The 24150-nt window shown below is 72.3% G+C and carries 18 protein-coding genes; 4 read left to right on the top strand and 14 right to left on the bottom strand.

The genetic code is table 11. The features are described 5' to 3' along the window. Positions 1-48: 48 nt before the first annotated feature. Together K7C98_RS22865 and K7C98_RS22870 are read right to left on the bottom strand one after the other, a co-directional pair. On the bottom strand, positions 49-783 hold the full coding sequence (locus tag K7C98_RS22865; protein WP_224193858.1) for a hypothetical protein: 735 nt from the start codon (positions 781-783) through the stop codon (positions 49-51). A gap of 61 nt (positions 784-844) precedes the next feature. After that, entirely contained in the window at positions 845-982 is a 138-nt protein-coding gene (locus tag K7C98_RS22870) for a hypothetical protein (RefSeq protein ID WP_224193859.1), read from the bottom strand. A gap of 233 nt (positions 983-1215) precedes the next feature. Here K7C98_RS22870 and K7C98_RS22875 point away from each other — a divergent pair, with 233 nt between their 5' ends. Then, positions 1216-3186, top strand: coding sequence for a M13 family metallopeptidase (locus K7C98_RS22875; RefSeq protein WP_224193860.1), 1971 nt, complete (start codon positions 1216-1218; stop codon positions 3184-3186). Positions 3187-3260: 74 nt separating this feature from the next. Here K7C98_RS22875 and K7C98_RS22880 read toward each other — a convergent pair whose 3' ends face one another. The 9 genes from K7C98_RS22880 to K7C98_RS22920 all read right to left on the bottom strand — a co-directional run bounded on the left by K7C98_RS22880 (position 3261) and on the right by K7C98_RS22920 (position 18798). Then, positions 3261-3965, bottom strand: coding sequence for a hypothetical protein (locus tag K7C98_RS22880; RefSeq protein ID WP_224193861.1), 705 nt, complete (start codon positions 3963-3965; stop codon positions 3261-3263). A gap of 314 nt (positions 3966-4279) precedes the next feature. Further along, entirely contained in the window at positions 4280-5338 is a 1059-nt protein-coding gene (locus tag K7C98_RS22885; protein WP_224193862.1) for a hypothetical protein, read from the bottom strand. Continuing rightward, positions 5338-7728, bottom strand: a complete 2391-nt coding sequence (locus K7C98_RS22890; protein WP_224193863.1) for a lipase maturation factor family protein — start codon at positions 7726-7728, stop codon at positions 5338-5340. Before K7C98_RS22890 ends, K7C98_RS22885 begins: the two co-directional genes overlap by 1 nt. A gap of 228 nt (positions 7729-7956) precedes the next feature. Then, entirely contained in the window at positions 7957-10194 is a 2238-nt protein-coding gene (locus K7C98_RS22895) for a DNA methyltransferase (RefSeq protein ID WP_224193864.1), read from the bottom strand. 3 nt (positions 10195-10197) lie between these two features. Further along, a complete protein-coding gene (locus tag K7C98_RS22900; protein ID WP_224193865.1) occupies positions 10198-10620 on the bottom strand; it encodes a c-type cytochrome in 423 nt (140 codons plus the stop codon). A gap of 20 nt (positions 10621-10640) precedes the next feature. Beyond that, positions 10641-11546, bottom strand: coding sequence for a hypothetical protein (locus K7C98_RS22905; protein ID WP_224193866.1), 906 nt, complete (start codon positions 11544-11546; stop codon positions 10641-10643). Positions 11547-11671: 125 nt separating this feature from the next. Beyond that, a complete protein-coding gene (locus K7C98_RS22910) occupies positions 11672-12721 on the bottom strand; it encodes a ribonuclease H-like domain-containing protein (protein ID WP_224193867.1) in 1050 nt (349 codons plus the stop codon). 914 nt (positions 12722-13635) lie between these two features. Then, positions 13636-16179: a DEAD/DEAH box helicase gene (locus K7C98_RS22915; protein WP_224193868.1), complete on the bottom strand. Its 2544-nt coding sequence runs from the start codon at positions 16177-16179 to the stop codon at positions 13636-13638. An 801-nt stretch (positions 16180-16980) separates the two neighbouring features. Beyond that, positions 16981-18798 carry an IgGFc-binding protein gene (locus K7C98_RS22920; protein ID WP_224193869.1) on the bottom strand — a complete coding sequence of 606 codons (1818 nt, stop codon included), beginning with the start codon at positions 18796-18798 and terminating at the stop codon, positions 16981-16983. Between the two features lie 161 nt (positions 18799-18959). On the opposite strand from K7C98_RS22920, the gene K7C98_RS22925 reads away from it, so the two are divergent. From K7C98_RS22925 to K7C98_RS22935, 3 genes are all read left to right on the top strand, one after another. Next, on the top strand, positions 18960-19613 hold the full coding sequence (locus tag K7C98_RS22925; RefSeq protein ID WP_224193870.1) for a TetR/AcrR family transcriptional regulator: 654 nt from the start codon (positions 18960-18962) through the stop codon (positions 19611-19613). Positions 19614-19617: 4 nt separating this feature from the next. Continuing rightward, positions 19618-20919 (top strand): NADH:flavin oxidoreductase, encoded by a 1302-nt coding sequence (locus K7C98_RS22930; RefSeq protein WP_224193871.1) that lies wholly within the window; start codon positions 19618-19620, stop codon positions 20917-20919. A gap of 801 nt (positions 20920-21720) precedes the next feature. Next, the gene (locus tag K7C98_RS22935) at positions 21721-21927 is read left to right on the top strand and encodes a hypothetical protein (RefSeq protein WP_224193872.1); all 207 of its coding nucleotides are present in this window, start codon (positions 21721-21723) and stop codon (positions 21925-21927) included. 117 nt (positions 21928-22044) lie between these two features. Here the strand turns inward: K7C98_RS22935 and K7C98_RS22940 are convergent, their stop codons facing one another. The 3 genes from K7C98_RS22940 to K7C98_RS22950 form a co-directional block, all read right to left on the bottom strand. Continuing rightward, positions 22045-22608: a sigma-70 family RNA polymerase sigma factor gene (locus K7C98_RS22940; RefSeq protein ID WP_224193873.1), complete on the bottom strand. Its 564-nt coding sequence runs from the start codon at positions 22606-22608 to the stop codon at positions 22045-22047. 136 nt (positions 22609-22744) lie between these two features. Beyond that, positions 22745-23302, bottom strand: a complete 558-nt coding sequence (locus K7C98_RS22945) for a hypothetical protein (protein ID WP_224193874.1) — start codon at positions 23300-23302, stop codon at positions 22745-22747. Between the two features lie 21 nt (positions 23303-23323). Continuing rightward, positions 23324-24115 carry an arsenite methyltransferase gene (locus K7C98_RS22950; RefSeq protein ID WP_224193875.1) on the bottom strand — a complete coding sequence of 264 codons (792 nt, stop codon included), beginning with the start codon at positions 24113-24115 and terminating at the stop codon, positions 23324-23326. Positions 24116-24150 lie beyond the last annotated feature (35 nt).

Below are 24150 nucleotides of genomic sequence, written 5' to 3' on the forward strand. Positions count from 1 at the left end.
TCTCCGTCTACACATTTTCCGACCTGAACGGGCGACGCGAGCCGCGACTCACGGGCATATCTGGTTGAGCTGCGGGCAGTAGACGGCGTCGACCGTGCCGGCGACGTCCCAGCCCTCGGCGACGAGGGTGAACGACAGCTCCGCGCGCGCGTCGGTCTCGACGACCGGATCGCCCGGCGTGCACCAACTCGGCCGGTGCGCCTCGTCGATCGCCACGATCTCGACCTCGCCTTCCACCTCCGCCAGGATGCCCTGCGCGTCGATCGCGTAGAAGACCGCCGGCTGCTTGCCGGGCGTGGAGCCCTCCGGCCAGATCTGCAGTTGCGGCCCGAAATGCGAGTCGATCTGCGACGGATCTTCGTAGACGAGGACCTCGCTCCCGCCGCACTCGCCGCCGTGCACGGCAAACCACGCCCACGTCAACGCGATCGCACCGAGCGGCGTCTCGCCGCTGACCTCCGCGTTGGCGGCAGGCGGCACCATACAGCAGCTAGGCAGCGCCCCGCCCGTCGTGTCGGTCGAGCTCGTCGTCGTCGTCGACTCGAGCGTCGTGCCGTCACCGGTCGACGACGTCGTCACCGGCTCCACGCCGGTGCTCGCCGTCGCCGGCGCCGCGTCCGTCGTGGTCGAACCGACCGTCGTCGTCGGATCGACGGTCGTCGTGCCGGCGTCGCTGCTCGTGCCGCTCGCGGTCGTCGACGCCGCATCCGTGTCCGTGCTCGTCGACGGGATGCCAGGCCCGCACGACACCATCACGAGGAGGAAGTACCAGCCGCCACGCATTCCTCGGGGACGCTAGCAAATCGCAGCTCGCCTCGCCACCGGCGGCTCGATGCGCTCGAGTTCAGGCGGGCAGCAGCGGATCACCGGCCGCGAACGGCGGCAGATCGCGCGTCCACGCCACGACCACCGACACCACCACGATTGATTCGACGCCCGAAGTCGACCGCCTCGGCGAGCTCGCCAGCAAGCTGCTCGCCATGGCCGCCCTGCGTCGCGCCGAGTGGGAGCGCGTCCCATCGACGCCGTCGCCGCCTGCACGTGTAGCATCGAGGCCCGTGGCGACACTGTCCGCTCGACATGTCTCCGCCCCGGCTCCTCCGCCCCTTCGCCCTCGCTCCTCTGCTGCTGCTCTCCGCCGCCTGCACGCCCCCCGCAGGCCCGCAGGCGCCCCCCTCGTTGGCCTCTGAGCCCAACCTCGCCCCACGCCCGACCTTGACCGCGCGCGACCCGATCGGCGCCGAGGTCCTCGCCACCATGGATCCGAGCGTCGACCCGTGTGTCGACTTCTACCACCACGCCTGCGGCGGCTGGCTCGCCAGCACCCCGCGTCCGCCGGACAAGCCGATCTACGGCCGCGGCTTCCAGGGGCTGGCGGAGCGCAACAACCTCGTGCTGCGCGACATCCTCGAGACCGCCGCGCGGGGCGAGCACCGGCGCCCCGGCGACGCCAAGCTCGGCGCCGTCTGGCAGGCGTGCATGGACGAGGAGGCCCGCGACCGGGCGGGCATCACCCCGCTCGCGCCGGGGCTCGCGGTGATCGAGCGGGTCAAGGACCAGGCCAGCCTGATGCGCGCTCTCGGCGAGCTGCACCGCGACTACTTCATGGGCTTCGGGCCGCTCTGGATCCTCAGCGTCGATCCCGACGCCCGTAACCCCGACCGCTACGTGGCGAGGCTCCAGCAGGGCGGCCTGGGCCTGCCGGGCCGTGAATTCTACCGCGAACCCGCGCACTCCGAGATCCGGGCCGCTTACCAGCGGCACGTCGCGCGCATGCTCGGCTTCCTCGGCGAGGCCCCGGGGGCCGCGGACGCGCTGGCGGCCAAGATCGTCGCCTTCGAGACCGAGTTGGCCGACCGCTCCGTCTCGCTGGCCGAGCTCCGCCAGCTCGACAAGGTCTACAACCCGCTCGGCGTGACCGGCCTGAAGGCCCTCGACCGGGCGACGCCGTGGTCGCAGTACTTCGCCGGGCTCGGCTATCCGCACATCGGAGCCGACCTCCACGTCATGACGCCGAACTACTTCCGCGAGCTCGGCCCGCTGCTGCGCAAGACCGGCATCGCCACCGTCCGGGCCTATCTGCGCTGGCACTTGCTCCGCGGGTCGGCGGTCTTCCTCAGCCGGGAGATCGACGCGGCCGAATTCGAGTTCACCCGCGTGCTGACCGGCGCCAGGGAGCTTCAGCCGCTGTGGGAGCGCTGCGTCGAGATCATCAACGTGGCCATGGCCGAGCAGGTCGGCCAGGCCTTCGTCGAGCGGACGTTCACCGGCGAGAGCAAGGCGATCGCGCTGGAGATGATCGACCACGTCGAGCGCGCCTTCGCGGCGGGCCTCGAGAAGCTGTCGTGGATGGACCCGGACACCCGCGCCCGCGCGAACGAGAAGCTGAGCACCCTGACCAACAAGATCGGCTACCCGGAGCCCTGGCTCGATTACGGCCCCGTGTCCGTCTCACCCACGGAGCACATGCGCAACATGTTCGCGCTGGCCACCTTCCTGTTCGTCCGTCAGGCCGACCGGATCGGCAAGGCGGTCGACCGACGCGAGTGGCGCATGCCGGCCGCCGTGGTCAACGCCTACTACGATCACGCCAACGAGATGGTGTTCCCCGCCGGCGTCCTCCAGCCGCCGTTCTTCAGCCGCGAGTTCCCGATGGCGATGAACTTCGGCGGCATCGGCATGGTGATGGGCCACGAGTTGGTCCACGGCTTCGACGACATCGGCCGCAACTTCGACGCCCGCGGCGTGCTGCGCGAATGGTGGCAGCCCGCCGCGGTCCAGCGCTTCGAGGCCCAGACGCGCTGCATCGAGGACCTCTACGGACGCATCGAGGTGCTGCCCGGGGCCAGGCTCGACGGCAAGCGGACCCTCGGCGAGAACATCGCCGACTTCGGCGCCATCAAGGTGGCCCACGCCGCCTACCGCAGCTGGCGGCGCCAGCGGCACGAGCCGCCGCGGATCGACGGCATCAGCGACGACCAGCTGTTCTTCCTCGGCTACGCCCAGGCGTGGTGCACCCAGATCACCGACGAGAAGCTGCGCCTGCAGGCCGCCACCGACGCCCACAGCCCGGAGCAGCAGCGCGTCAACGTGCCGCTGACGCACCTCCCGGCGTTCTGGGAGGCCTATCAGTGCGCCCCCGGCACGCCGATGCACGCCGGCGCGTCCGCCTGCGAGGTCTGGTGAGCGCGGGCTCGCCTCGCATCAACCTGGCTCTTCGATCAGGTAGCCATGAGCCCGCGCCCAGCTCGCCGTCGCGCTCACGGCAGGTCGCACAGCGTCTCGCCGTTGCTCAGGCCCTCGCAGCTGATGCAGGGCGTGCCGAGCAAGTCCAAACAATTGTCGACCGGGGCCAGGCTCGCGCAATTCGCCTTGCTCATGATCGGGTTGCCGAGGCTGTCGAACCAGATCTCCTCGATCATGTACGAGCGGGCGGCGACGCCGATGTAGCCGCGGCCGACGTCGCTGTCGATCCCCTGCAGCCACACGACCACCTGGAACGGCTGCTCGGCGGCCGCGGCATCGAGGGCGCAGGTATGGGCGGCCTGCCACTCCTCCATGGTGCTGTTCCACGGATCGACGATGCCGCAGTCCAGCACGTCGCCCCCCAGCGCGTGCGCACGCTCGGTGGTAGTCTCGACCAGATCGCACACGAGGCCGTCGGTGGTGGTGTCGCCGGTGGTGTCGTCAGTCGTGCCTTCGGTCGCGGGACCCTCGGTCGTGCCCTCGGTCGTCGCGCTGGTGGTGGTGTCGTCGGTCGTGGGACCGGTCGGGCTGGTGCTCGCGCTGGTGGTGGGGGCGGTCGAGGTGCCGGCGTCGTCGGTGGTCGAGGTGCCCGCGGAGTCGGTGCCCGTCTCCGTGGCGGTCGAGGTGGGGCTGTCGGTGGTGTCGCTGTTCGGCCCGGGGCCGCACGCAGCCAGGACGAGGACGAACGCGAGAGGACGAGAAGGACAAGCGATGAACATGGGGCGCAGCCTAACCCGACGGCGACCCGCCTCAGCAGACATTTGCCGCGAGGCGGCGTCGTGGCTCCAACTGCTGCCGGATGAGCTCGCGCCGCGGTTCGGGGCCGGCCGGAGACGGAGCGTCGGTGTCGCACCGACGAAGCCCCAGGTGCTCGGATGGACATGTCTTTTCAAGCATGTTCCTTGAGACCGAATGATGGCGCATCGCACTCGCGCCCGCCCCTGCACATGCGGTCAGCGTCACGGTTGTCGTTGGCCGGGTGCGATGCTGCCTCCGAGCTCGTCACGCCGGCCGTTCGGCCTGCCCCCACCTGCTAGCGATTAAAGACAAGGAGTTCTCCGCCGCGCGAGACAACGAAGCCGGCGCCCGACGGCAACGCACCGGGTGGATGGATCTTCCCGATCGAGGCCCACAGCCGGCACTCCCGCCACGTCGATCCGTCGTCCTCGCTGTGAAGATAGATCCATCCTTCGTAGATCTCGCCTGGTGAGGTCGTCGCAGGCTTGCTGAGCACGCGTATGGTCGCTCCCTCGACCGAGAGATGAACCGGCTCCCCGGTCGTCGGGATCGCCGGGCCGTCTTCAAGCGCCCCATCGCGCACGCGGGCCACGATCGGCGAGGAATTGCGCATGACGCTCACCCATTCACCGTCGATGGCGCTCACACGCTCGCCCATCAAGTCCGTCGTCCAATGCTGCCCGCCGTCATCGGTCCACACCAACGTGTCCCCATACACCATCAGGCGCCCGCCTTGGGCGGCGAGACGTGTGCGAATTCCAATATCGACAGGAGGGCTGATCGGATCCCAGGACTGCCCTCCGTCCCTGGACCGGAGCAAGTCCCGCGATCCGTATAACCACAGACTGCCGTCAGCGACAACGAGGCCCCGGGCGCTCTTCGTGGGGACCGAAGCTCGCGGTCGCCATGAGGCTCCTCCATCGTTCGAGTGCAGCAGCACATATTCGCCGAAGCTCGGCCTCGCCAGGGCCCAGCCCCCGGAATCGTCCTCAGCGAGCGCCAGTACCGCCCCTGGCCCCTTGTGCACGCGCTGGAGGCCGCCTGTCGACCGCCAGCGATAGATCGCAGCCGAACTCTCGTCTCCTCCCAGCCCTCCCCCCCACCAACCGGCGACGAGGGCCTGGGCCCGCGTCGACGCTCGCACGTCCCCGGTGTGGAACCCCCAATCTGCCATGGGATACCTTTGCCACATCGCCAGCAGTCCGGAGTCCTCGCGCTGCTTCACAGCCGAATGCTGATCGCCCGGGGCATTGCCTCCATGGCAGCCCCAGCTTGCGACCGCCACGGCGAACATCACGATGTTTTTACCACCCATGATACGGCCTCGGGTCGACGAGGAATTGTTCGACTTCATCAAGAGCCATGTTCGTGATCCGCCAGCAACCGCAGCGACCCGTCGGCCAGCAGCTCGAAGCGCGGCCATCGCTCGGGCGTGTCGGCCCATTCCTCGCCGAACTCCCCGCGCAGGAACTCGATCATCGCGAACGCCCCCCACAGCCGCCGCACCCGCGCCCCGCCCCACCTGGCGATCTTCTCCCCGCGCGCGGAGGGCCGCGGCCAGCCGCGCACGTCCACCTGGCTCGCCAGCATCCTGAACTTCTGCGCCTGATGGGCCAGCCGCTCCGGCCGCAGCACCGCCTCGAGGAACATGCCCGAGCGCAGGCTCATCCGCGCCAACTTCTCCGCCGCCAGCGCCGGCTCGCGGAACACCGCGTCGTAGGCCGCCCGCCCCTCCGCGAGAACATGCCGCGCCAGCAGATTCAAATGCGAGTGCGTCTCGACGTCGAGCGGCGCTCGCTTCCACCCGAGGATCGCCCCGAGCCCGCCGGCCACGAACGGCCGCTCGCAGCGCGCCATCAGCAGCAACGCGTAACGCCCGAGGAGCCGCTCGAAGCGATCGATCTGCCCCGCGCTCCAGCGCGAGCGCACCGCCGTCACCCATTCCGGCAACCGCGACCAGTCGTCGCGCTCGACCGCCGCGAACATCGGCAAGAACTCGCCCCACAGCTGCTGCACGTCCGCCTCGGCCAGCCCCGACGCCTCCAGCAGCACCAGCGCGTGCGGGTCCTCGCCTGCCGCCGCGCGCCGCAGCGACCGCCCCAGCCGTGACCGGCCGATCCACAGCCAGTCCTCCGGGCTCCACAGCTCCGGCGGCGGCGGGCTGCCGTCGAGCCACGCATCACCCGCTCGCGCCCGCGGCAGGTGCGGTCCCACCAGCGTCCGCCGCCACCACGCCCCCTTCGCCCTGCGCTCGTCCGGCGTCGTCGGCTGCAACATGTACATGTGGACACGTGCCGCGCGCGGCGGCTCGCGCCGCTGCAGCAGCGACGCGCCGAAGAACAGCCGCGAGCGCAGCGTCCCCGTCAGCACCCGCCCCATCAATCGCCCCGCCCCCGAGCAGCGCGCGTGCCCGTACGGGTCCCAGCGCCCCGTCAGGTTGCGCAGCACGCTGGCCTCGTGAAAGCCCGTCGCCTCGTACACGATCGCGTGGTCGAAGCGCGGGTGGTGCGGCGCCACCCACCGCGGCGGCGACGTCGCCAGCGTCGGCCAGTGGCGCGGCGTCAGCGTGTGCCACGTCTGCTCGTCCCACGTCACCTCGAGCGCGGGGCTCATCTTGATCGCCGGCGCCGAGCGCGGCGGGAACACCCCGTACGCGTGCAGCCACCGCAGCGGCTGCAGCGCGCGGAACACCGCGATCGGCCAGCGCAGCGGCCACGGCAGCGCCCGCGGCCACCACGGCCACAGCGTCCACGTGAACGACGCCCACGTGTTGAGCGGCAGGCACAGGAGCGCCCCGAACGTGTGCAGCACGATCAACGCCTGCAGCAGCTGTTGCGAGAGCGGCGCATCGCACCACTGCATCGGCATCAACGCCGTCGCGCTGTCGAAGCACACCACGCACAGCGCGACCGTCAGCACATTGAAGAACCCGTAGTTCCCGGTCGCCGCGATCGCCAGCATCAGCCCCGCCGTCGCCAGCGCGAACACCACGCTCGCCGGTCCCGGCACGAACACGGCGAACGGCAGCGCCACCTCGATCACGAACATCGCCGCCAGGGCGGCCTTGTGCAGCCACATCGGCGCGCGGTGGGCCAGCCACCCGAACGGCGTCGGCAGCGGCTGGCGGATCGTGAACCCCTGTAAGAACCCCGCGTCGGCGCGCGTCGAGCCGGCGAACTTCTGCTTGCCGAAGCCGAACATCACGCGGAACAGGAGCAGCCGGAACACCCACGCCAGCGCGGGCGTCGGCGCGCCCGCGGCCGCGAGCTCCGGCGCCCACGCCAGCGCCGGCAAGAACATGGCCCAAAAGCCAGCCTCGAGCAGCAGGCTGTCCCACGGGTACACCAGCACCAGCGCGCGATCGAGCGACAGGTACAGCGCCCAGCAGATCAGGAACGCCGCCGGCGTGTGCGGTCCGCCCGCCACGATCGCCAGCGCCGCCGCCAGCCCCAGCCACGGGATCGCCCGCAGCCAGCGATCGCCCGCGTGCAGCCACAACAACCCCGGGAAGTACAGCCACCGCCGCGGCGCCGAGAAGTCGCGCCGGATCGCCGCCATCAGCTCGGCCACCGGCGCGACCCCCTCGCGCCCCGCGATCGGCACCACCTGGAACGTCAGCGACGCGAACGCGATCGCGTACACCACCCCGATCCCGCGCGCCACGAGCCCCCACACCAGCTCCGGCGACGCGTGAGCGAGTTGGGTGAGGATGTCGATGCCGCAGGCTCGCACGTACGACCGCACCGGGCAAGCCGCGGAACGGCGCCCGATCTCCCGCCCGGGCCGACCTGTTCCGCCCCGGCCCCGTGCGGCCCGCGCCTACGACCTCGACCTGCCCGGCTCGCGGTGTCTCCACGGCGCCTCGCGCTGGTCGCTGCGCGTCAACCCCTCGAGCGGCGACGCGTCCCCTCGCCCGCACCGGCCGCGCGCGGCAGGGCCGCGCTCAAGAGACATGTCCGGGACGGCATGTCGTCAAACACATGTCCTCACGACAATGTCCGTAGGACCATGTTTGATGCGCCAGGCGTGCCAGCTCTCGCCGCCGAGCACGTCGAGCACGCGGACCCGCGCCGTCCACGGCCCGGGCCCGCGCAGCGCGAGCCACCCGCTGTCGCCGTCGAGCTCGCGCCGGTTCCGCGTCCGCGCCGCCGCGAACACCGGCCGATGCGGCCCGCGCCCGCTGCCGTCGCCAGTCCCCGCCTCGCGCTGCTCCTCGCCGCTCGCTACCTCCGAGTCCCGCGGCCCGCGCCCGCTGCCGTCGCCAGTCCCCGCCTCGCGCTGCTCCTCGCCGCTCGCTACCTCCGAGTCCCGCGGCCCGCGCCCGCTGCCGTCGCCAGTCCCCGCCTCGCGCTGCTCCTCGCCGCTAGCGACCTCCGACTCCCGCGGCCCGCGCCCGCTGCCGTCGCCAGTCCCCGCCTCGCGCTGCTCCTCGCCGCCCGCGACCTCCGACTCCCGCGACCTCGCGCCGCCCACATCGCCGCTCGTGGTCGCCCGCTCCCGCGCAGCCTCGCCGTCCCCGGCCATCGCCTCCCACTGCCCCTCTCCGCTTCCACGCACACCCGCTACCACCGACCCCGGCTGCCCCGCGTCGTTCGCATCGACGCTCGCGAACTCGCTCGCCGCACCGCCCACGACCCCCGACGCCCCTGCACCCTCGCCGCTCGTCTCCTCGATCGCCAGCGACCACGCCTCGACGCCCGCCCGCGGATCGTCGCTCGCCTGCAGCGCCGCGCTCGCCTGCGACGGCGCGGAGAAGCGAGCCGACACCAGGGTCGCGCGCACGCGCCGGCCCGCCTCGGTGGCCTCGACCGCGAACGCCACCGCGACGACGGGCCGCTCGCTCCACGGCGCTTCTCCGGCGTCGCCGCGCGGATCGAGCAGCGCCCGCCGCAGCTGCAGGCAGACCACCTCGATACCTGTCCCTTGCGACAGGTCGAACCCCGCCGGGAACGCCCACGCCCACGCCAGCACCTCGAGCCGGCGCAGCCCCAGCGCGGCCGCGCTCGCCGCCGCCGCCGCCACCTCGCCCGCCGCCACCGCGCCCGCGAGCGGACCGACCAGCACCGCGGTGTCGCCGGCGATCCCCGACAGCGGCCGCTCGGCGACCTGCGCCGCGCGCCGGCGCAGCACCGGCAGCGGCCACGCCTCGCCCTGTCCCGCGAGCCAGAGCTCGCGCTCGCCCGGCCCGAGCCCGGCGCGAACGAAATTCGCACCTGTCTTTTCGGCCATCCGCACGTGCGCCAGCTCGACCGCCGCCGCCGCGCTGTCGCAGCCGATCCAGCGCCGGCCGAGCGCGTGCGCGGCCGCCAGCGTGGTCCCGGCGCCGCAGAAGAAGTCGGCCACCAGCGCGCCCTCGTCGGAGCTGGCGGCGACGATCCGGCGCAGCAGGCTCTCGTTCTTCTGCGTCGCCCAGCCGGTCTTCTCGCGCGAGAAGCTCTTGATCTGGATCGAGTCGAGCGAGGCCGGCCCGCGCAGCCGCCACTCGGCCGGGCTCGCGTTCCACACGTCCTCGACCGGCACCCCGCCCTGCTGGTCGCCCTCGCCCTTGCGCCGGCGGTACTCCTCGGGGTGCGGGTTGACCTGGCGGTGGAACACGAACCGCTGCGGGTCCTTCACGTAGAAGTAGATGAGGTCATGGTTGCGGATCCAGTTGTTGGCCCGCGCCTTGAACCCCGAGACCCACCCGACCCGCCACACGATCTCGCGCTGAAAACAACCTGGCCCGAAGATCTCGTCGAGCAGCAGCTTCACCGCGTGCCCGACGATCGGATCGACGTGCACGTACAAACTCCCGTGCGGCGCCAACAGGCGGTGGATCCGCCGCAGCCGCGGGTCCAGCATCTGCAGCAGCCCCGCCACCCCGCCGGGCCAGCGGTCGCTGTAGGCCCGCGAGCGCAGCTCCGGCCCCTCCGCGTCGGCGCCCACCCGCGTCGTCCGCTCGAACTCGTGCCCGGTCGCGAACGGCGGGTCGATGTACACCAGGTCGATCGTCCCCGCGTGCGTCGCCATCAGCGCGTCCATCGCCAGCAGGTTGTCGCCCGCGATCAACAGCCCCGGCGCCCGCGCCGGCTCGGCCTCGCCGCCGCCGATCACCTGCTCGACCTCCAGCGCCAGCGTCCGCGCCGGCACCTCGACGCGCTGCCCGTCGGGCCCGTACTTGCCCGGCCACACGACCTCGACCGCGCCACCCGCCGATCGTGGACGAGACATGTCTCAAGGGCCAGGAGGTGGCGGCGGCGGCAGCTGCAGCTCCGGCTGCGACAGCGTCCGCACGTAGGCGACCAGCACCTTGAGGGTCGGCTCGCTGAAGTGCGGGAAGCTCGGCATGGTCGGCGGCCGCCCGCCGCGGATCGAGCGTCGCAGCCGCTCGTCGCTGAGCGTGCTCATGAACCCCGGGTCGGTCAGGTCGCGCACCCCCGCGACCTCCGGCAGCCCCTTGCCGTCGAGCCCGTGGCAGCGCGCGCAGTTCTGGGTGAAGATCTTCGCCCCCGAGATCTCGCGCTCGGGGCCGGTCGGCTCCTTGCACCCGGTCAGCAGGGCGGCGAGTAACATGGCACTTCGGACATGTCCGAACAGACCGCGCGCCACGGACGGCGAGGCCAGGTCGTACGCGCGCGAGTCGGCGGTGGCGGACATGGGCCGCGACCTTAGCAGAGTCACCGCCGCGGCAGCAGCGTCAACGCGCGCCCCGGCTGCGGCAGCGACGCCTCGGTCGCAGGGGCCGGCGCGAGCCGGGGCAGCCGCGGACCCACCCCGGCGTGCTGCGGCGCGACCGGCTGCGGGAGCGGCGCGGTCGTCTCCGGCGGCGCGGTCGTCTCCGGCGGCGCGGTCGTCGGGGCCGGCGTGGTCATCGGCGGGGCGGTCGTCGGCGACGGCGGCGCGGCGTTCGTCGGGGCCGGCGCGGGCGCGGGCACCGGGCCCTCGATGCGCGTGTTGCCGTCCTCGGTGAGGATGTAGCCCTCCTCGTCGACCGCGGCGTCGGCCGGCGGGATGTAGTCGCCGTTCGGCGTCAGCAGCCCGAGGCGCATCCCGAGGCTGTCGTTGTAGATGTTGACCGCCCGCGCGTAGCCCTTCTCGGCCTTGCGGTAGAACACGCCGGCGGCGATCGCCAGGCCCACCGTCGCCAGCACGCTGCCCAGCATCACCGCGTTGGCGCCGTTCAACTTCTGGAAGTCGAAGCCCTCGCGGGCCGTCGCCGCGCCGCTGGCGATGAACAGGAGCCCCGTCACCGCGCTCAGGGCGGCGAAGATCCGCGAGCGGCGCAACTCCTTGTAGGGGAGCGCCTCGGCGGCGTTCTTCTCCGAGCGGAGGATCGCGTCGAGCGACTGCCAGCTGCGCTTGGTCGCCAGCGGGTGCAGACCCTTGGTGTAGCGGGTGCCCTGCGGCTCCTCGTGGCGGAAGATCCAGTTCTCCTTGAGCGCCTTCTCGCGCTCGGCCCGGTCCTTGATCGTCTCGAGCTTGGCGAAGTCGGTCGGCTGGAGCTGCGGCGTCAGCGACATGCACCCGCTCACGCAGAGGCACAGCGCGAGGACCAGGGGCGAGGGTCTGCGGGCGCGAGTCACGTCGGCCCTCACGCTAGCACGGACCGCCCGCGCTGCTAAGAGCCCGCGGGCCGCGCGAGGCCGTCCCGCGGTCCGTTGGCTGCACCCACGCACGGGGCCGGCCCCGGCGAGCAGCGCCCAGGGTGTCACGGCCCCAGGTGCGCAACTCGCCGCGAGGGCACGTCCTGGCCCGTCCTGGCCGCCACCACCGAATCCGCCGGCGCGCCGGGGCCCGCCGCCCTGGCGTCTGCGACCCCGTCCCGCGCCAGCGCCTTGCGAAGCCGACGTCCGATGACGTTCCGGTGATCGGCCGCCCGCCGCTCGAGCTCCGGGTCTGCCGGCGCCACCAGCGTCCGCGCCATCACGTCGGCCAGCGCCGGCATCGTCAGCACATCGACGAGGTTGTGCCCGGCCACGCGGCGCACGGCCTGACGCGCCCCCGGATCGTTCGGCTGGCGGAGCGCCGCCCAGAACACCTCCGGAATCGCCCGTCCTGCGATGTCGCCCTCGCGCCACACGCCGAGCTGCGTCCGCTCCAGCGTCGTCAGGCGGCAATCGGGCCCGCGGCCGCGCCACAGCCGGCGCGCCACCGGCAGCAGGTCGAGGTGCGTGCCCGCCAGGACGTCGGTCTTGAGCCCGCACCGCCGCAGCCGCCCGCGCAGCAGCGGCAGGTCGAAGCTCGCCCCGTTGAATGTCACCAGCGGCCCGGCGAGCGCGCGCAGCCGGTCGGCGAGGTCGGCCAGCATCGCCGCCTCGGCCGACAGCTGCGACAAGAGCCACTGCTCGATCTGCCAGCCCCCCGCGATCGGCGTCGCCAACCCGACCACGAACGCCACCGTGCCCGACCCGTGCCCGAGCCCCGTCGACTCGAGGTCGAGGAAGGCCGGGCGCTCGCATATGTCCTCGTCGACATGTCCGTACAAACATGTCCAGATCGCCCGCCAGTCGCCCGGCTCCGGCAGCTCCAGCCCGCGCCCGCGCAGCATCGGCGGCCGCGCCCCCAGACACGGCCAGCGCGTGACCTCGCGGACGAACCCCGCCCGCGCCTCCCCCCGCGGCAGCTCCGGGGCCGGCCGATCAGTCTGGAACTGCACCATCCGCCGCCACAGCGCCGGCCGCTCCGCGACGACCGCCGGCTCGCTCTGGCCCGCGGAGCCGGGCCGGCTCTCCTGCGAAGATCCCGCGGAGACCGTCACAGTCGGCCCGACCGAGCTCGTCCCCCCCGCCGCGCCGCTCGCCTCGGAAGAACCAGTCGGTCGCAAAGGCGTGACCGCCCCGGTCTCACTTCTCGCGCTCGCCGGCACGCCCTGCGTACGCGTCGCCCGGCTGTATCCCGAATCACTCCTCGCGCTCGGCATCACGCCCTGCGCACGCGTCGCCTCCCCGGCTCCCCACTCACTCCTCGCCTGTGCTGCCCCGCTGTCTCCCGATTCAATCCTCGCGCTCGCCTGCACCCGCGGCGCTCCGCTCCGCCCCGCCTCCCCGACTCGCGTCTCACTCCTCGGGCTCGCCGGCACGCCCTGCCCCGCGCTCCGTCCCGCCGCCCCGGCTCCCATCTCACTTCTCGCGCTCGCCGGCATGCCCTGCGCAGCGCTCCGCGTCGTCTCGGGCGATGGCCGCCCCCCCACTCCCGTACCGACGCCGCTCGCGGTCGAGCCGCTCGCGCCCCCGCGCGTCGGCCGATGGCGGTGCGACCACAACACGTACACCCCCGACACAAACGGATCGATCCGCCGCGTCTCCGTACCTGTCCTCTCGGACAGCACCTCACGCGCCCCGGCGCTCGCCGCCCGCTCGCAGCGCCCCGCGCCGGGTTTCGCCGGCCCGCTCGCCTCCTCCTCGAACCTCGCCGATCGCGGCCCCGCGATGCGCCCCGCCGGCGCGGGTTCCGGCTCCTGCGCGTCGACCTCGCCTGCGGCACCCGGGGACTCACCCGCGGCCTCGCCGCGCCGCTCGCCTCCGCCGCGCTCACCACTGACGCGCGGACTCGCCTCCTCGCCGCGCCGCTCGCCTCCGCCGAGCTCACCGCTGACGCGCGGACCCGCCGCCTCGCCCGCCGATTCGCCGCCGCCCCCGAGCGCCCGCGCGAACCGCCGCAGCAGCGACGAGCTCACGCAGCGCCTCGCAGCCGGTCGCGCAGCGCCATCAGCAGCGCCAGCGCGTCGGCGCGGAGGCTCTCGCGGCGCTCCGGCTGGGGTCGTCCCGCGCCGTGGTGATTCGCGCCCGGCAGCGACTGCATCGCCGCGATTCGGCTGGCCAGCCCCCGCAGTCCTGGCGACTCGGCCGGCATCGGCGGCGATCCTTCGCGCGCCCCGCCGCTCCCGAGCGGTTCACCCGCGCCCTGCACCCCGAGGCAGGTCGGGCAGCCGCGCGCGCAGCGGCAGCCCGTCACGGCTGCGATCACCCGCTCGAACAGCTCCGCCGCGAGCCCGTAGGCCTGCGACGCCAGCCCGGCCCCGCCCGGCAGGTTGTCGTAGAGCAGCAGGCACGGCGACGCCCCGGCTTGCAGCACCGCGTCGGCCGACACCCGCCCGCTGCGACTTGCGATCACGGGCGCCCACGAGCCGGCCTCGGCCGTGCCGGCGACCACCGCGTGACCGAGGTCGTGCACGTCGCACATCAGCAGCATCGCCGCGCAGTGGTGGAGCGCGTGGCCGATCGCCAGCGCCGCGGCCGCGCGCCGGCCCGGGTCGGGCAGCAGCGCCAGCGCCCACTCGCCGAACGTGAAGTGCACCGCGAGCGTGTGCAGCTCGAGGTCCGGCAGGTGCACCGGCCCCGCGCCGACGTTCTCGTGGGTGCGGAAGCGCAGCTTCTTGAAGCCCGGCACCGTGCGGACCAGGTGGGCGTAGCCGAGGCCACGCCCGCGCGGCGGGTCGGACGCGATCGGCTCGACCACGCGGACCTTCACCTGCGAGATCGCCTCCGTGTAGTAGGTCGCCTTGACCTCGCGGACGTACGCCTTGCGCGGCTGCCAGTCGAGGCGCAGCACCTCGTAGGTCTGGCCCTCGACCGAGTAGATCGCCCCCGGGTGGAGGTACAGCGGCCCGTCGTCGAAGTCGACCTCGGCGAGGATCCGCCCGTCGCTCGCCAGCCCGGGCGCCACCTCGAGCACCGTGAAGTTCTCCTCGAGTCCGCCGCGGAGGTCGACCTTGTCGGCCGGGAACGCGTCGCCGATGGTGAAGTAGCGGGCCGAGCCGTCCTCGCCGCGCTCGCCGTGCAGCGCCCCGCGTTCGGCCAGGTAGGCCAGCGCCGGCCCGATCTCGCCCGCCGCGAGGCCGGGGTACACCACCGTCTCCGGGGCCTCGCCGGCCCGGAGCGCGATCGGCAGCTCGTAGGCCGCGCAGCGCAGGTGCGGGATCAGGATCTCCGGGTTGTCGGGGTCGACCTGCGCGCGCTCGGGCGGCTCGTCGAACAGGAACCCGGGGGTCGCCGCGATGAACTGGTCGAGCGGGTCGGACGACAGCACCAGCGCCGTCAGCGACGGCGACAGCCGGCGGCCCGCGCGACCCGAGCGCTGCAGCGTGGCCGCGCGCGTGCCCGGGTAGCCGGCCAGCACGACCGCGTCGAGGCCGCCGATGTCCATCCCGAGCTCGAGCGCGTGCGTCGTGGCCACCACCTGGGCCTCGCCGTCCTGCAGCGCCTGTTCGACCTCGCGCCGCAGCTCCGGCAGGTAGCCGCCGCGGTAGCCGCGGATCTTCTTCTTCGCCGCCTCGGCGCGGGCCTGGGCGGCCGCGTCGATGCCGACCGGCTGTCCCGGCGTCACCCCGGCCTCGTCCTCGCGCAGGTAGCGGGTCAGCAGCTCGACCGCCTTGCGCGTGCGACAGAACGCCAGCGTCGCCACCCCGGCCGCGCGGAACACCGAGGTCACCGCGCGCGTGACCTTGAGGTAGTCGCGGCGCACGCCGGTGGCCGGGTCGACGACCTTCGGGTTCAGGACCACGAACGTGCGCGGTCCGGTCGGCGCGCCGTCGCGGTCGACCAGCACGAAGTCGGGCCGGCCGGTGACCGCGGCCGCCAGCTCGCGCGGGTTGTGGATCGTCGCCGAGCAGCAGATGACGGTCGGCCGCGCCCCGTGGTACGCGCACACGCGCCACAGCCGGCGCAGCACGTTGGCGACGTGGCTGCCGAACACCCCGCGGTACATGTGCAGCTCGTCGAGCACGACGTAGCGCAGCTCGGCCAGGAGCGGCGCCCAGCGCTCGTGGTGCGGCAAGACCCCGCGGTGCAGCATGTCGGGGTTGGTCGCCACCACGTGCGCGCGCGTGCGGGCCGCCTTGCGCTCCTCCGGCGGCGTGTCACCGTCGTACGCGCCGGCGCCGATGAGCCCCGGCCCCACCTCGGCCGCCAGCGCGCGCAGGCTCCGGACCTGGTCGCGCGCCAGCGCCTTGGTCGGGAACAGCAGCAGCGCCCGCGCGCGCGGGTCGTCGAGCGCCGCCTGGACGATCGGCGCGTGGAAGCACAGCGACTTGCCGGACGCGGTCGAGGTCGCCAGCACGACGTCCTGCCCGCCGCGGGCCGCCGCGATGGCCTCGGCCTGGTGCGTGTACGGCCGCGTCACGCCGCGCTTCGCCAGCGCCGCGAGCAGCCGGGCATCGAGACCTTCCGGCCACTCGGCGAAGCTGCCGGCGCGCGCGGCGACTTCGTGCTGCGCCACGACGTCGGCGTGGCGGCCCTGGCAGAGCTGCTCGCGAATCGCGTTCAGCCGGGCGGCATCCAACCCATTGGGAAAAACATCAGGCTCCCCCGCGGCGGTTGAGGTACGTTCTAGACCGCTCGAACGTGCCTCTGTCTGAAGGAGGGAGCGCGCGCGGGGAAAGCCTGAAGAGTGCTCTAGCATCGTTGCCCAGGAAGCGTTGCACTGAACACTTGCCAGGTAGCTACATCCGTTCAGGATCCGCGTCAAGGACTTTGCCGGCCCGCAGAGAGGCCGAAATGCCGAGCAGAAACAGCTTTTGGGCGCGTGCGGCGCTCACGCAAGAAGCGATCGGGGTCGTGGGCGCAGACGGCGCAGGGAGCAACGTGACCGCGAATCGGGCAGATCTCTCCCGGTTCGGGCACGGGACCGCGAACAGCGCAGCGATCCGGGCGCTGTCCATTGGACGCTCCCCTGGCCGGCCGAACGCTCCCATTGGGAGTCACTGGCTCTTTCGCGTGGGTCGGCTCCGCGTGCCTGCGGAGCGGTGGTCCGCGGACCGTGACCGACGCTGCTTCCGACGTCTTGCGCGACCTTCTTCCCTGCTTCCGCGACTCCCTTCGAGTACCTCCCGAGACGACGACTCGAGCTTGAGGTGATGACGATCGGTGCGCGCGCCTTCCGACGACCGCGCGTTCAGAGCATCGATCAGCTCCCGCACTTCGTCAAGTCGCGGAGAGAATTCTTAACGGCTCTGGCGACGAGTCGGCGACTCGAGTCGCCGACCTCGCGAGCTGTCGCCGGCGATTCCGAGGCGAGCCTCTAAAGATGATCGAGGTCGAGGCCGCCGACGACCCAGTAGCTGCCGAAGTCCTGCAGGCCGTAGACGCCGATGCCGACGCGGTCGCTGCCGAGGATCGTGTGGTTGCCGTCGCCGAGCGGGCCGTCGTCCAGCTTCACGCGCGCCAGCGAGTAGCCGGTCATGCCGATCTGGACCGGCGCGGCCACCGGCACGCCGTCGACCGACACCGACGTGCCGTTCTTGAGGATGATGTCGACGAAGTTGGACTCCCAGCTCGGCGGGGCGTGGAACAGGTAGTCCTTGCGGTACTGCTCGGTGGCCGTGGCCAGCAGCATCGACGGGTCGGCCTCGCCGAAGCCGCCGCCCTGGCCGACCATGTACTGCGCGACCATGAACCGCTTGTCGGCCGAGACCCGGAAGCGAGCGGTCGTCGACACCAGCTCGACGAAGTCTCCGGGGTTGGCGAGCACCTTGTTGGCCAGCGGTTGGTCGGGCACGAACGTCAGCGTCGTGTTCGGCTCGGCCGCGATAAACCGCACGACCTGGCCGTGGTCTGGCGTCCCGTTGGGCAGCTGTCCGGGCGGCACGACGATGTACTCCTGCGCCAGCGCCTCGACCGGGAACATCGACTCCTCGAGGTGATCGCAGGCGTCGACATTGCTGGGCACGTTGGTGCACTTGTGGCCGCCGATGACCTGGACCGGCTTGTCCGCGCTGATCCCGGTGCCGGTCAAGTCGCCGCCGGGCGCCGTCACGACCTGCAGCACGTCGCCGGCGTCGAGCACCACCACCCCCGAGCCGTCGGCCGCGACCCCGCCGCCCGCCTGCACCAGCCCGCCGGTCGCCGAGGGCGCCAGCGTCACCGTCGTCCCGTCCTCGCGCGCGGTCACGGCGTAGAAGCCGGGGTAGCCGAGCTGGGGGAAGTGCGGGTACGAGGCCACCACGTAGTCGCCGGTCCACGCGTTGACCGGCAGCAGCAGCGACGCGTCGTTGCTCGCCGACGCGTAGAGGAGGTTGTACTGGTAGACCGTCACCGGGCGGTCGCTGCGCAGGCGGTACGCCCCCTCGGACACCACCGCCGAGGGCCCCGTGCCCTTCGTCAGCGCCGGGATCCACGGCAGCGTGATCGCCTTGACGCTCTTGGCCGCGACGACCTCCTCCTTGATCAGCATCGCCCCGCGGGTGATCGTGATCGCCGCCGCCGCGTCGGCGGTGTTGGCGACCACGGCCGCGAACACCTTGGTCCCGCTGTTGTAGTCGTCGTGCTGCAGCGTGACCGTGGGGTAATAGTCGCAGCCGATGTAGTTGAGCTGCAGGTTCTCGATCACGCACGCCCCGTCGCACAGGCCGATGTCGGGGTTGCAGGAGATCCCCTGCAGCTCGTCGCAGTCCTCGACCACCTCGGTGCCCATCCCGTCGGCGGCGCACTTCATCGCCACGTCGCCCTCGCAGAAGGGCGTGTTCGGCACGCACATCAGGCAGCCGACGCCCGGCTCGCACGCCGCGTCGCAGGTCTCGCTGCCCTCGAACCCGCCCATCCCGTCGCAGACCTTGGCCTCGGCGCCCTCGCACACGATCTCGCCCTGCATGCACGGCGGCGGCGGCTCGGTTCCGCTCTCGCTGTCGGTCGCCGTCTCGACCCCCATCGTCGTGGTCGCCGTCTCGCCGGTGTCCGTCGTCGCCGTCGAGGTCGGCGCGCTCGTGCCGGTCATCCCCATCGTCGTCGTCGTCTCGTCGCCGGTCACGGACGTGGTCGGCGTCCCCTCGCTCCCGCCCGTCTCCGTGGTCGTCGTCGTCAGGTCGACCGTCGTCAGGCCGGTCGTCGTCGCCGAGGTCATCCCCTCCGTCGACCCGCACGCGGACACCAGCGCACCCACACCCAAGAGAATCGCCCCAGACCGCAGCATAGCGGCCACTGTATCACGCCCTTCGCATTTGCACGCGCGTACAAATTCCACTGGACCTGCTTACACATCTGTGCAAATTAACTGGAGTGCGCGTGACGAACTCCGGCGACGCGAAAACCACCCCCGACGGCCGCGAGGAGCGAGGCGACCGGACCGCGCAGGCGCTGCTCGTCGCGGCGCGCACTGCGTTCTCGCGCGGAGGTTACGCGGCCGCCTCGGTGCGGGACATCGCGCGCGCGGCCGGCGTCAACCCGGCGCTCGTCCGCTATCACTTCGGCAGCAAAGAGGGCCTCTACCGCAAGGTCATCGACGAGGCGATGAGCGGCCTGCGCACGCGCCTGCTCGCCGCGTTTCACCAGGCCGGAGCGCCGCGCGAGCGGATTCATCGGGTCATCGGCGCCTACCTCGACCACCTCGCGCAGGAGCGCGACTTCCCGCGCCTCATCCAGCGCGCGCTCCTCAACAACGACCCGCACCTGCGCCGCGTCGCCCACGAGTACCTGCACCCACTGGTCGACACGCTGAAGCCGTTCGTCGGCCGGCGGGTCGCTGGCACACTCGGCAGCCTCGAAGAGGTCATCGTCTCGGTGTTCGGGGCCATCATCGCCCCCTTCCTCTACGAGCCGCTGCTCAACGATCTGTTCCGCCGCGACGTGCTGTCGCCGGCCGCGCTCAAGCGGCGGCGGCGGCACATCGAGGCCCTCGTCGAGATCACCCTGGCCCAACTGCTCCCGGAGACGCTTTAATTTTATGTCGCCCGCACGCCTCACCGATCCCATCGACCTCGGCTCGCTCCGCCTGAAGAACCGGCTCTACCGCGCCCCCGTGCTCGAGGGGGCCGGCGGCGCCGAGGACCCGGCCGCGGTCTACGCCCGACACTTCGTGCCCAACGCCGCCGCGGGCGTCGGGCTCATCATTCAGGGCAACACGATCGTCTGTCCCGAGGGTCGCACGTCGCCCGGCATGTCGGCGATCGGCGAGCGCGAGCGCATGCTCGCCCTCGCCCCGCTGACCCGCGCCGTGCACGACGCCGGCGGCAAGATCATCACGCAGCTCGGCCACGGCGGCCTGTTCGCGCTCGAGGCCTGGCACACCAAGTTCGCGCCGGTGCGCACGTCTCCGCCGTACGCCCCGAGCCCGCTGCCGCTGTGGCTGCGCGCCCTGCACCGCAGCCAGACCCACGTCCTCACCACCCGCGAGGTCCAGCAGCTGATCGCCCGCTTCGGGCTCGTCGCCGCCTGGGCGCGCGAGGCCGGCTACGACGGCGTGCAGCTGGCGGCCAGCAACGCCAAGCTGCTGCATCAATTCCTCAGCCCGATCTTCAACCGCCGCACCGACCGGTACGGCGGCGACCTCGCGGGCCGCATGACCTTCATCCGCGAGATCCGCGAGGCCATCGCGCGCGAGGCCGGGGCCGACTTCCCGGTCCTCCTCAAGTACACCGCCGTCGAGCTGACCCCGATCGGCCGCGGGATCTCGCTCGGCGACGGCGTCGAGATCGCGCGTATGGCCGAGGCCGCCGGCTTCGCCGCGCTGACCCCGGTCGTCGCCGACGCCCTGCCGAACACCTCGATCGCCCGCGGCGAGTTCCCGCGCGCCTCGTTCGACAACCCCGGCCTGCGCAAGCGCCTGCTCGAGGCCACCGGCAGCCGCATGCGCGCGATCCTGGTCCACGTCGGCATGTTCCTGGCCGCCCGCAAGTACCCGTTCTCGCCGATCTGGAACCGCGACGTCTTCCGCGCCGTCAAGGCCGCGGTCTCGCTGCCCGTGTTCGCCGTCGGCGGGATCCGCACCCCCGCCGAGGCCGCCGAGATCCTCGCCCGCGGCGAGGCCGACATGATCGGCATCGGTCGCCCCTTCTACGCCGAGCCCGACCTGGCCCGCCGCTTCCTCGCCGCCGGTGCCCCGAGCACCGCCGGCACCGCCTGCGAGAGCTGCAACCGCTGCATCGTCCCCCAGATGCTCGGAATGCCGGGGGTCTGCTACAACCCCGGTAGCATACGCGCTGCCCGACGACGCTCGCCTTTGCGCGTCTTGTCGGATGCAGCCTGAGAAGTGGTGGGCTCCATCGGTGAGCCCGTCTCTGGCCCGCGGGAACGGGCGTGCTTTGTCGGCTCGCAGTGCGAGCGGAGCGCGTCAAGAGTCAATTTATGACGCGCCCATCGTGAGGACGACGCCGGCCGCGACTCGCGGCGGCGCCGCGGCACGTTCGCGCGTGCGGTCGCCGGGCAGCCTCCACCGGGCGCATGCAGGCGGCGACGAGACGCACCGGGACACACCTCGGCCATATCCGGTCACGTCCGCCCCGAAGCGACTCCACGGGGCGGGCCAGGCAGCGCAGGGGCGGGAACCCCGGCGACAGCCCGGTGACCCGGCCCCGCGCTCGCGTGGCCGGGTCTTCGACTTTGAGGCGGCACGCGGTCGCGCCGTGGGCGGGCACGATCGCGGCCTGTATCCTCGCGGGTTAAGCCGAAGGCGGCGCGCCGCCGTCCGACCTCGCTTCTGCTCATGACAACGAGCCCCGGGTCGGCCGTTCGGCTTGTGCATGCAGCGGCGCCCCGCCGACACGGTATCCGTCGCTACGCTGCTCAAGCCCCGACCCGGCCGCTTCAGGAAGCCGGAAAACGCCGTTCAGACGCGGCATCGCTCGGCCCGGCGCCGGCGGGGCAGGAAGGCGCCCGCCACTCCGCGGTCGGCATCTCGCGAGCGCCGTAGCCTCTCCTCGACGCGTGGCGGAGTCGCCGCGCCCGAGTGCCGAACATGAGCCAGACCCGACCTTCCCCCTCCCCCTGTGCAAACCCACATCGCCCGACTGGGCGCCGCCGTCCGCCCCCGGCGAGAGGAGATTTACCGATGTCAGAACCCATCCCCCCGACCGTCCCCTCGATCGCGCCCCTCACCACCGCCACCCTGGGCGGCATGTTGATCACCTTGATCGTCTCCCTGTTCGCCCGGACTTCCTGCGACTTCCAGCTCGCCGGCCGGGTCAGCGAGGCCCCGCGGCTCGTGCAGGTCAGCGAGGCCCCGCCGCTCGTGCAGACCGCGCACAGCGATCCGTGATCATCGCCGACGCCCCGCGCTCCGCCGGTCCGATGCGGGCCGAAGAGCGCGGGGCGACTCGGGTGCCACATCGAAGCACGTCGACCACAGCAGGCGCCACACCGCCGAGCGAGGCCGTCAGCAGCAGCCGTCCGGGAGCTTGTAGTCTGGGCGGGGTTCGCAGCCGATCACCCGGCCCCGGGCGTCGACCGTGATGTCGCAGCACTCTTCCAGCATCACGCGAAGACGAGCCCGGCCCCGCTGAACGCGGGACTTCATCCCGGACAGCGAGACGCCGAGCATCGCGGCCGCGTCCTTCTGCGTGAGCCCTTCGAGCTCGGTCAACGTCAGCGCCTCGCGGTAGGGCGACGGCAGCGCCGCCACGAACGGCGCGAGGTACGTGGCGAGCTCGCGCTCGACCGCGCCGTCGTCCTCCTCGCCGTCCGCGGCGGGCTCGTCGGCCGCTTCGAAAGACGCCAGCGGGTGCCGCAGGGCCGCGCGCTGGTGGTCGACGATGGCGCTGCGGGCGATCTGGTACACCCACGGCCCGAAACGATCCTCGTCACGGAGGTGGGGCAAGCTCTTCTGCATGCGCAAGAAAATGTCCTGGAGGACATCTTCGGCGTCGGCTCCGGCCACGCGCCGCGCGACGAACGGACGGAGCTTGCGCTCCAGCTCCCGCCACGCGCCGCGCATCTCCATCGTGATCATGCCGAGTGACCTCCCGCCCGGTCGGGTTGGACGACTGGTCGCGTCCCGACGACCGCCATGTTGTCAGGTCTCCGGCAACGCCGCAACGCCACGGGCCCCGCGGCTCTTGCCGCGACGCTGCGGACACTCATGCCGCGACCCTCGCGTTGGCGGACTGAGCCCCACGCAAGCCGAGGTAAACGTGCAGGATGCCGAGGACGATCGCGCCCGGTACCAGGTTGATGGCGAGCGCGGCGCTGAACCCCGGCATCGGCGTGTGGAGCACCATGGGGCCGTCGAGGGTCCACGCGGAGGCGGGGCGAGCGGCGAGGACGAGCGCCAGCGACGCCGCGTGCAGCATCGTCAGCGTGACATGCACGGTATACTCGGCGGTGCTCAGGCCCCCCAGCGTCGCCCGGCTGTCCCGCTCGATCGCCACGTCCCAGAGCCCGATCACGAGGTCGAGGGCGGCGGCCCCAACCGCCGCCCACAGGAGCGCCCCGGCGGTCGGCGCGGCGAACAAGCCGCCAACGAACGCCGGGAAGAGCAAGGCCCGCAGGGTGTGCAACCAGTGCTCGCAGCGGGTCTCTGCGCGCTGGTGAAGCCGCAGCCGCCAGAGGTGGATGTAAAGCCCGTCGATCGCGGCGAGGACGGCGTACGCCGCGAGAAGGATCGCGGCGGCGTTGGTCAGCGTGGGATCGATCATGGTCTGCTCCGTCGATCGTGGTCACGCGGTGCGCGGCCGGTTGGCCTCGATGATCGCCGACGCGACGTAGTCCTCGGCGCCGGAGCCCGGGACCCAGTCCTTGATGAACTCCCGGCTTTCGGGCTTGACGCTGATCCGGATGTTCTCGAAGCCGGCCTCGCGCAGCAGAGCCTCGAGGATCCCGACCTCGGCCGCACCGGCGACGCAGCCGGTCCGCGCGGCGACTTGCTCCGCCAGCTCCTCGGGCAGGGCCGCGGTGGCGACGACATCCGAGATCGCGAGTCGCCCGCCCGGCTTCAGCACCCGGAACGCCTCGCGGAACACGGACCCCTTGTCGGGCGAGAGGTTGATGACGCAGTTCGAGAGGATCACGTCGACCTGCGCGTCGGCGATGGGCAGGTGCTCGATCTCGCCGAGCCGAAACTCGACGGTGCGCGCGTCGAGCTTGCGCGCGTTGGCCCGCGCCTTGGTGACCATGTCCGGCGTCATGTCGACGCCGATCACGCGGCCGGTCGGGCCGACCTTGCGCGCGGCGAGGAAGCAGTCGAAGCCGCCGCCGCTGCCGAGGTCGAGCACGACCTCGCCGGGCCGCAGCGCCGCGATCGCCTGCGGATTGCCGCACCCGAGGCCCATGTCGGCCCCTTCAGGGACGGCGGCCTGCTCCTCGGCCGAGTAACCAAGTTGGTGGCTGGAGTCCGTCTTCGGGCTGCTGCAGCAGCCGGGAGTGCAGCCGCTCGCGGCGCCGGTGTTGGCGATCTTGGCGTAGTGCTCGCGGACTGCGCCGCGGATCTCGTCGTCGTTCTGGTCGGTCATGATGGTCTCCGCCCGAAGACGACGACCCTCCCGAA

The organism is Nannocystis pusilla (assembly GCF_020073745.1).
In the GTDB taxonomy this organism is placed as follows: Bacteria; Myxococcota_A; Polyangia; order Nannocystales; family Nannocystaceae; genus Nannocystis; species Nannocystis radixulma.

What these genes read in the sequence shown, in the direction of transcription:
- K7C98_RS22865 (WP_224193858.1), bottom strand. Translation starts at nt 783, where the DNA reads ATGCGTGGCGGCTGGTACTTCCTCCTCGTGATGGTGTCGTGCGGGCCT.
- K7C98_RS22920 (WP_224193869.1), bottom strand. Translation starts at nt 18,798, where the DNA reads ATGACCTCGGCGACGACGACCGGCCTGACGACGGTCGACCTGACGACG.
- K7C98_RS22870 (WP_224193859.1), bottom strand. Translation starts at nt 982, where the DNA reads ATGGCGAGCAGCTTGCTGGCGAGCTCGCCGAGGCGGTCGACTTCGGGC.
- K7C98_RS22885 (WP_224193862.1), bottom strand. Translation starts at nt 5,338, where the DNA reads ATGAAGTCGAACAATTCCTCGTCGACCCGAGGCCGTATCATGGGTGGT.
- K7C98_RS22880 (WP_224193861.1), bottom strand. Translation starts at nt 3,965, where the DNA reads ATGTTCATCGCTTGTCCTTCTCGTCCTCTCGCGTTCGTCCTCGTCCTG.
- K7C98_RS22900 (WP_224193865.1), bottom strand. Translation starts at nt 10,620, where the DNA reads ATGTCCGCCACCGCCGACTCGCGCGCGTACGACCTGGCCTCGCCGTCC.
- K7C98_RS22945 (WP_224193874.1), bottom strand. Translation starts at nt 23,302, where the DNA reads ATGATCGATCCCACGCTGACCAACGCCGCCGCGATCCTTCTCGCGGCG.
- K7C98_RS22935 (WP_224193872.1), top strand. Translation starts at nt 21,721, where the DNA reads ATGTCAGAACCCATCCCCCCGACCGTCCCCTCGATCGCGCCCCTCACC.
- K7C98_RS22930 (WP_224193871.1), top strand. Translation starts at nt 19,618, where the DNA reads ATGTCGCCCGCACGCCTCACCGATCCCATCGACCTCGGCTCGCTCCGC.
- K7C98_RS22940 (WP_224193873.1), bottom strand. Translation starts at nt 22,608, where the DNA reads ATGGAGATGCGCGGCGCGTGGCGGGAGCTGGAGCGCAAGCTCCGTCCG.
- K7C98_RS22950 (WP_224193875.1), bottom strand. Translation starts at nt 24,115, where the DNA reads ATGACCGACCAGAACGACGACGAGATCCGCGGCGCAGTCCGCGAGCAC.
- K7C98_RS22895 (WP_224193864.1), bottom strand. Translation starts at nt 10,194, where the DNA reads ATGTCTCGTCCACGATCGGCGGGTGGCGCGGTCGAGGTCGTGTGGCCG.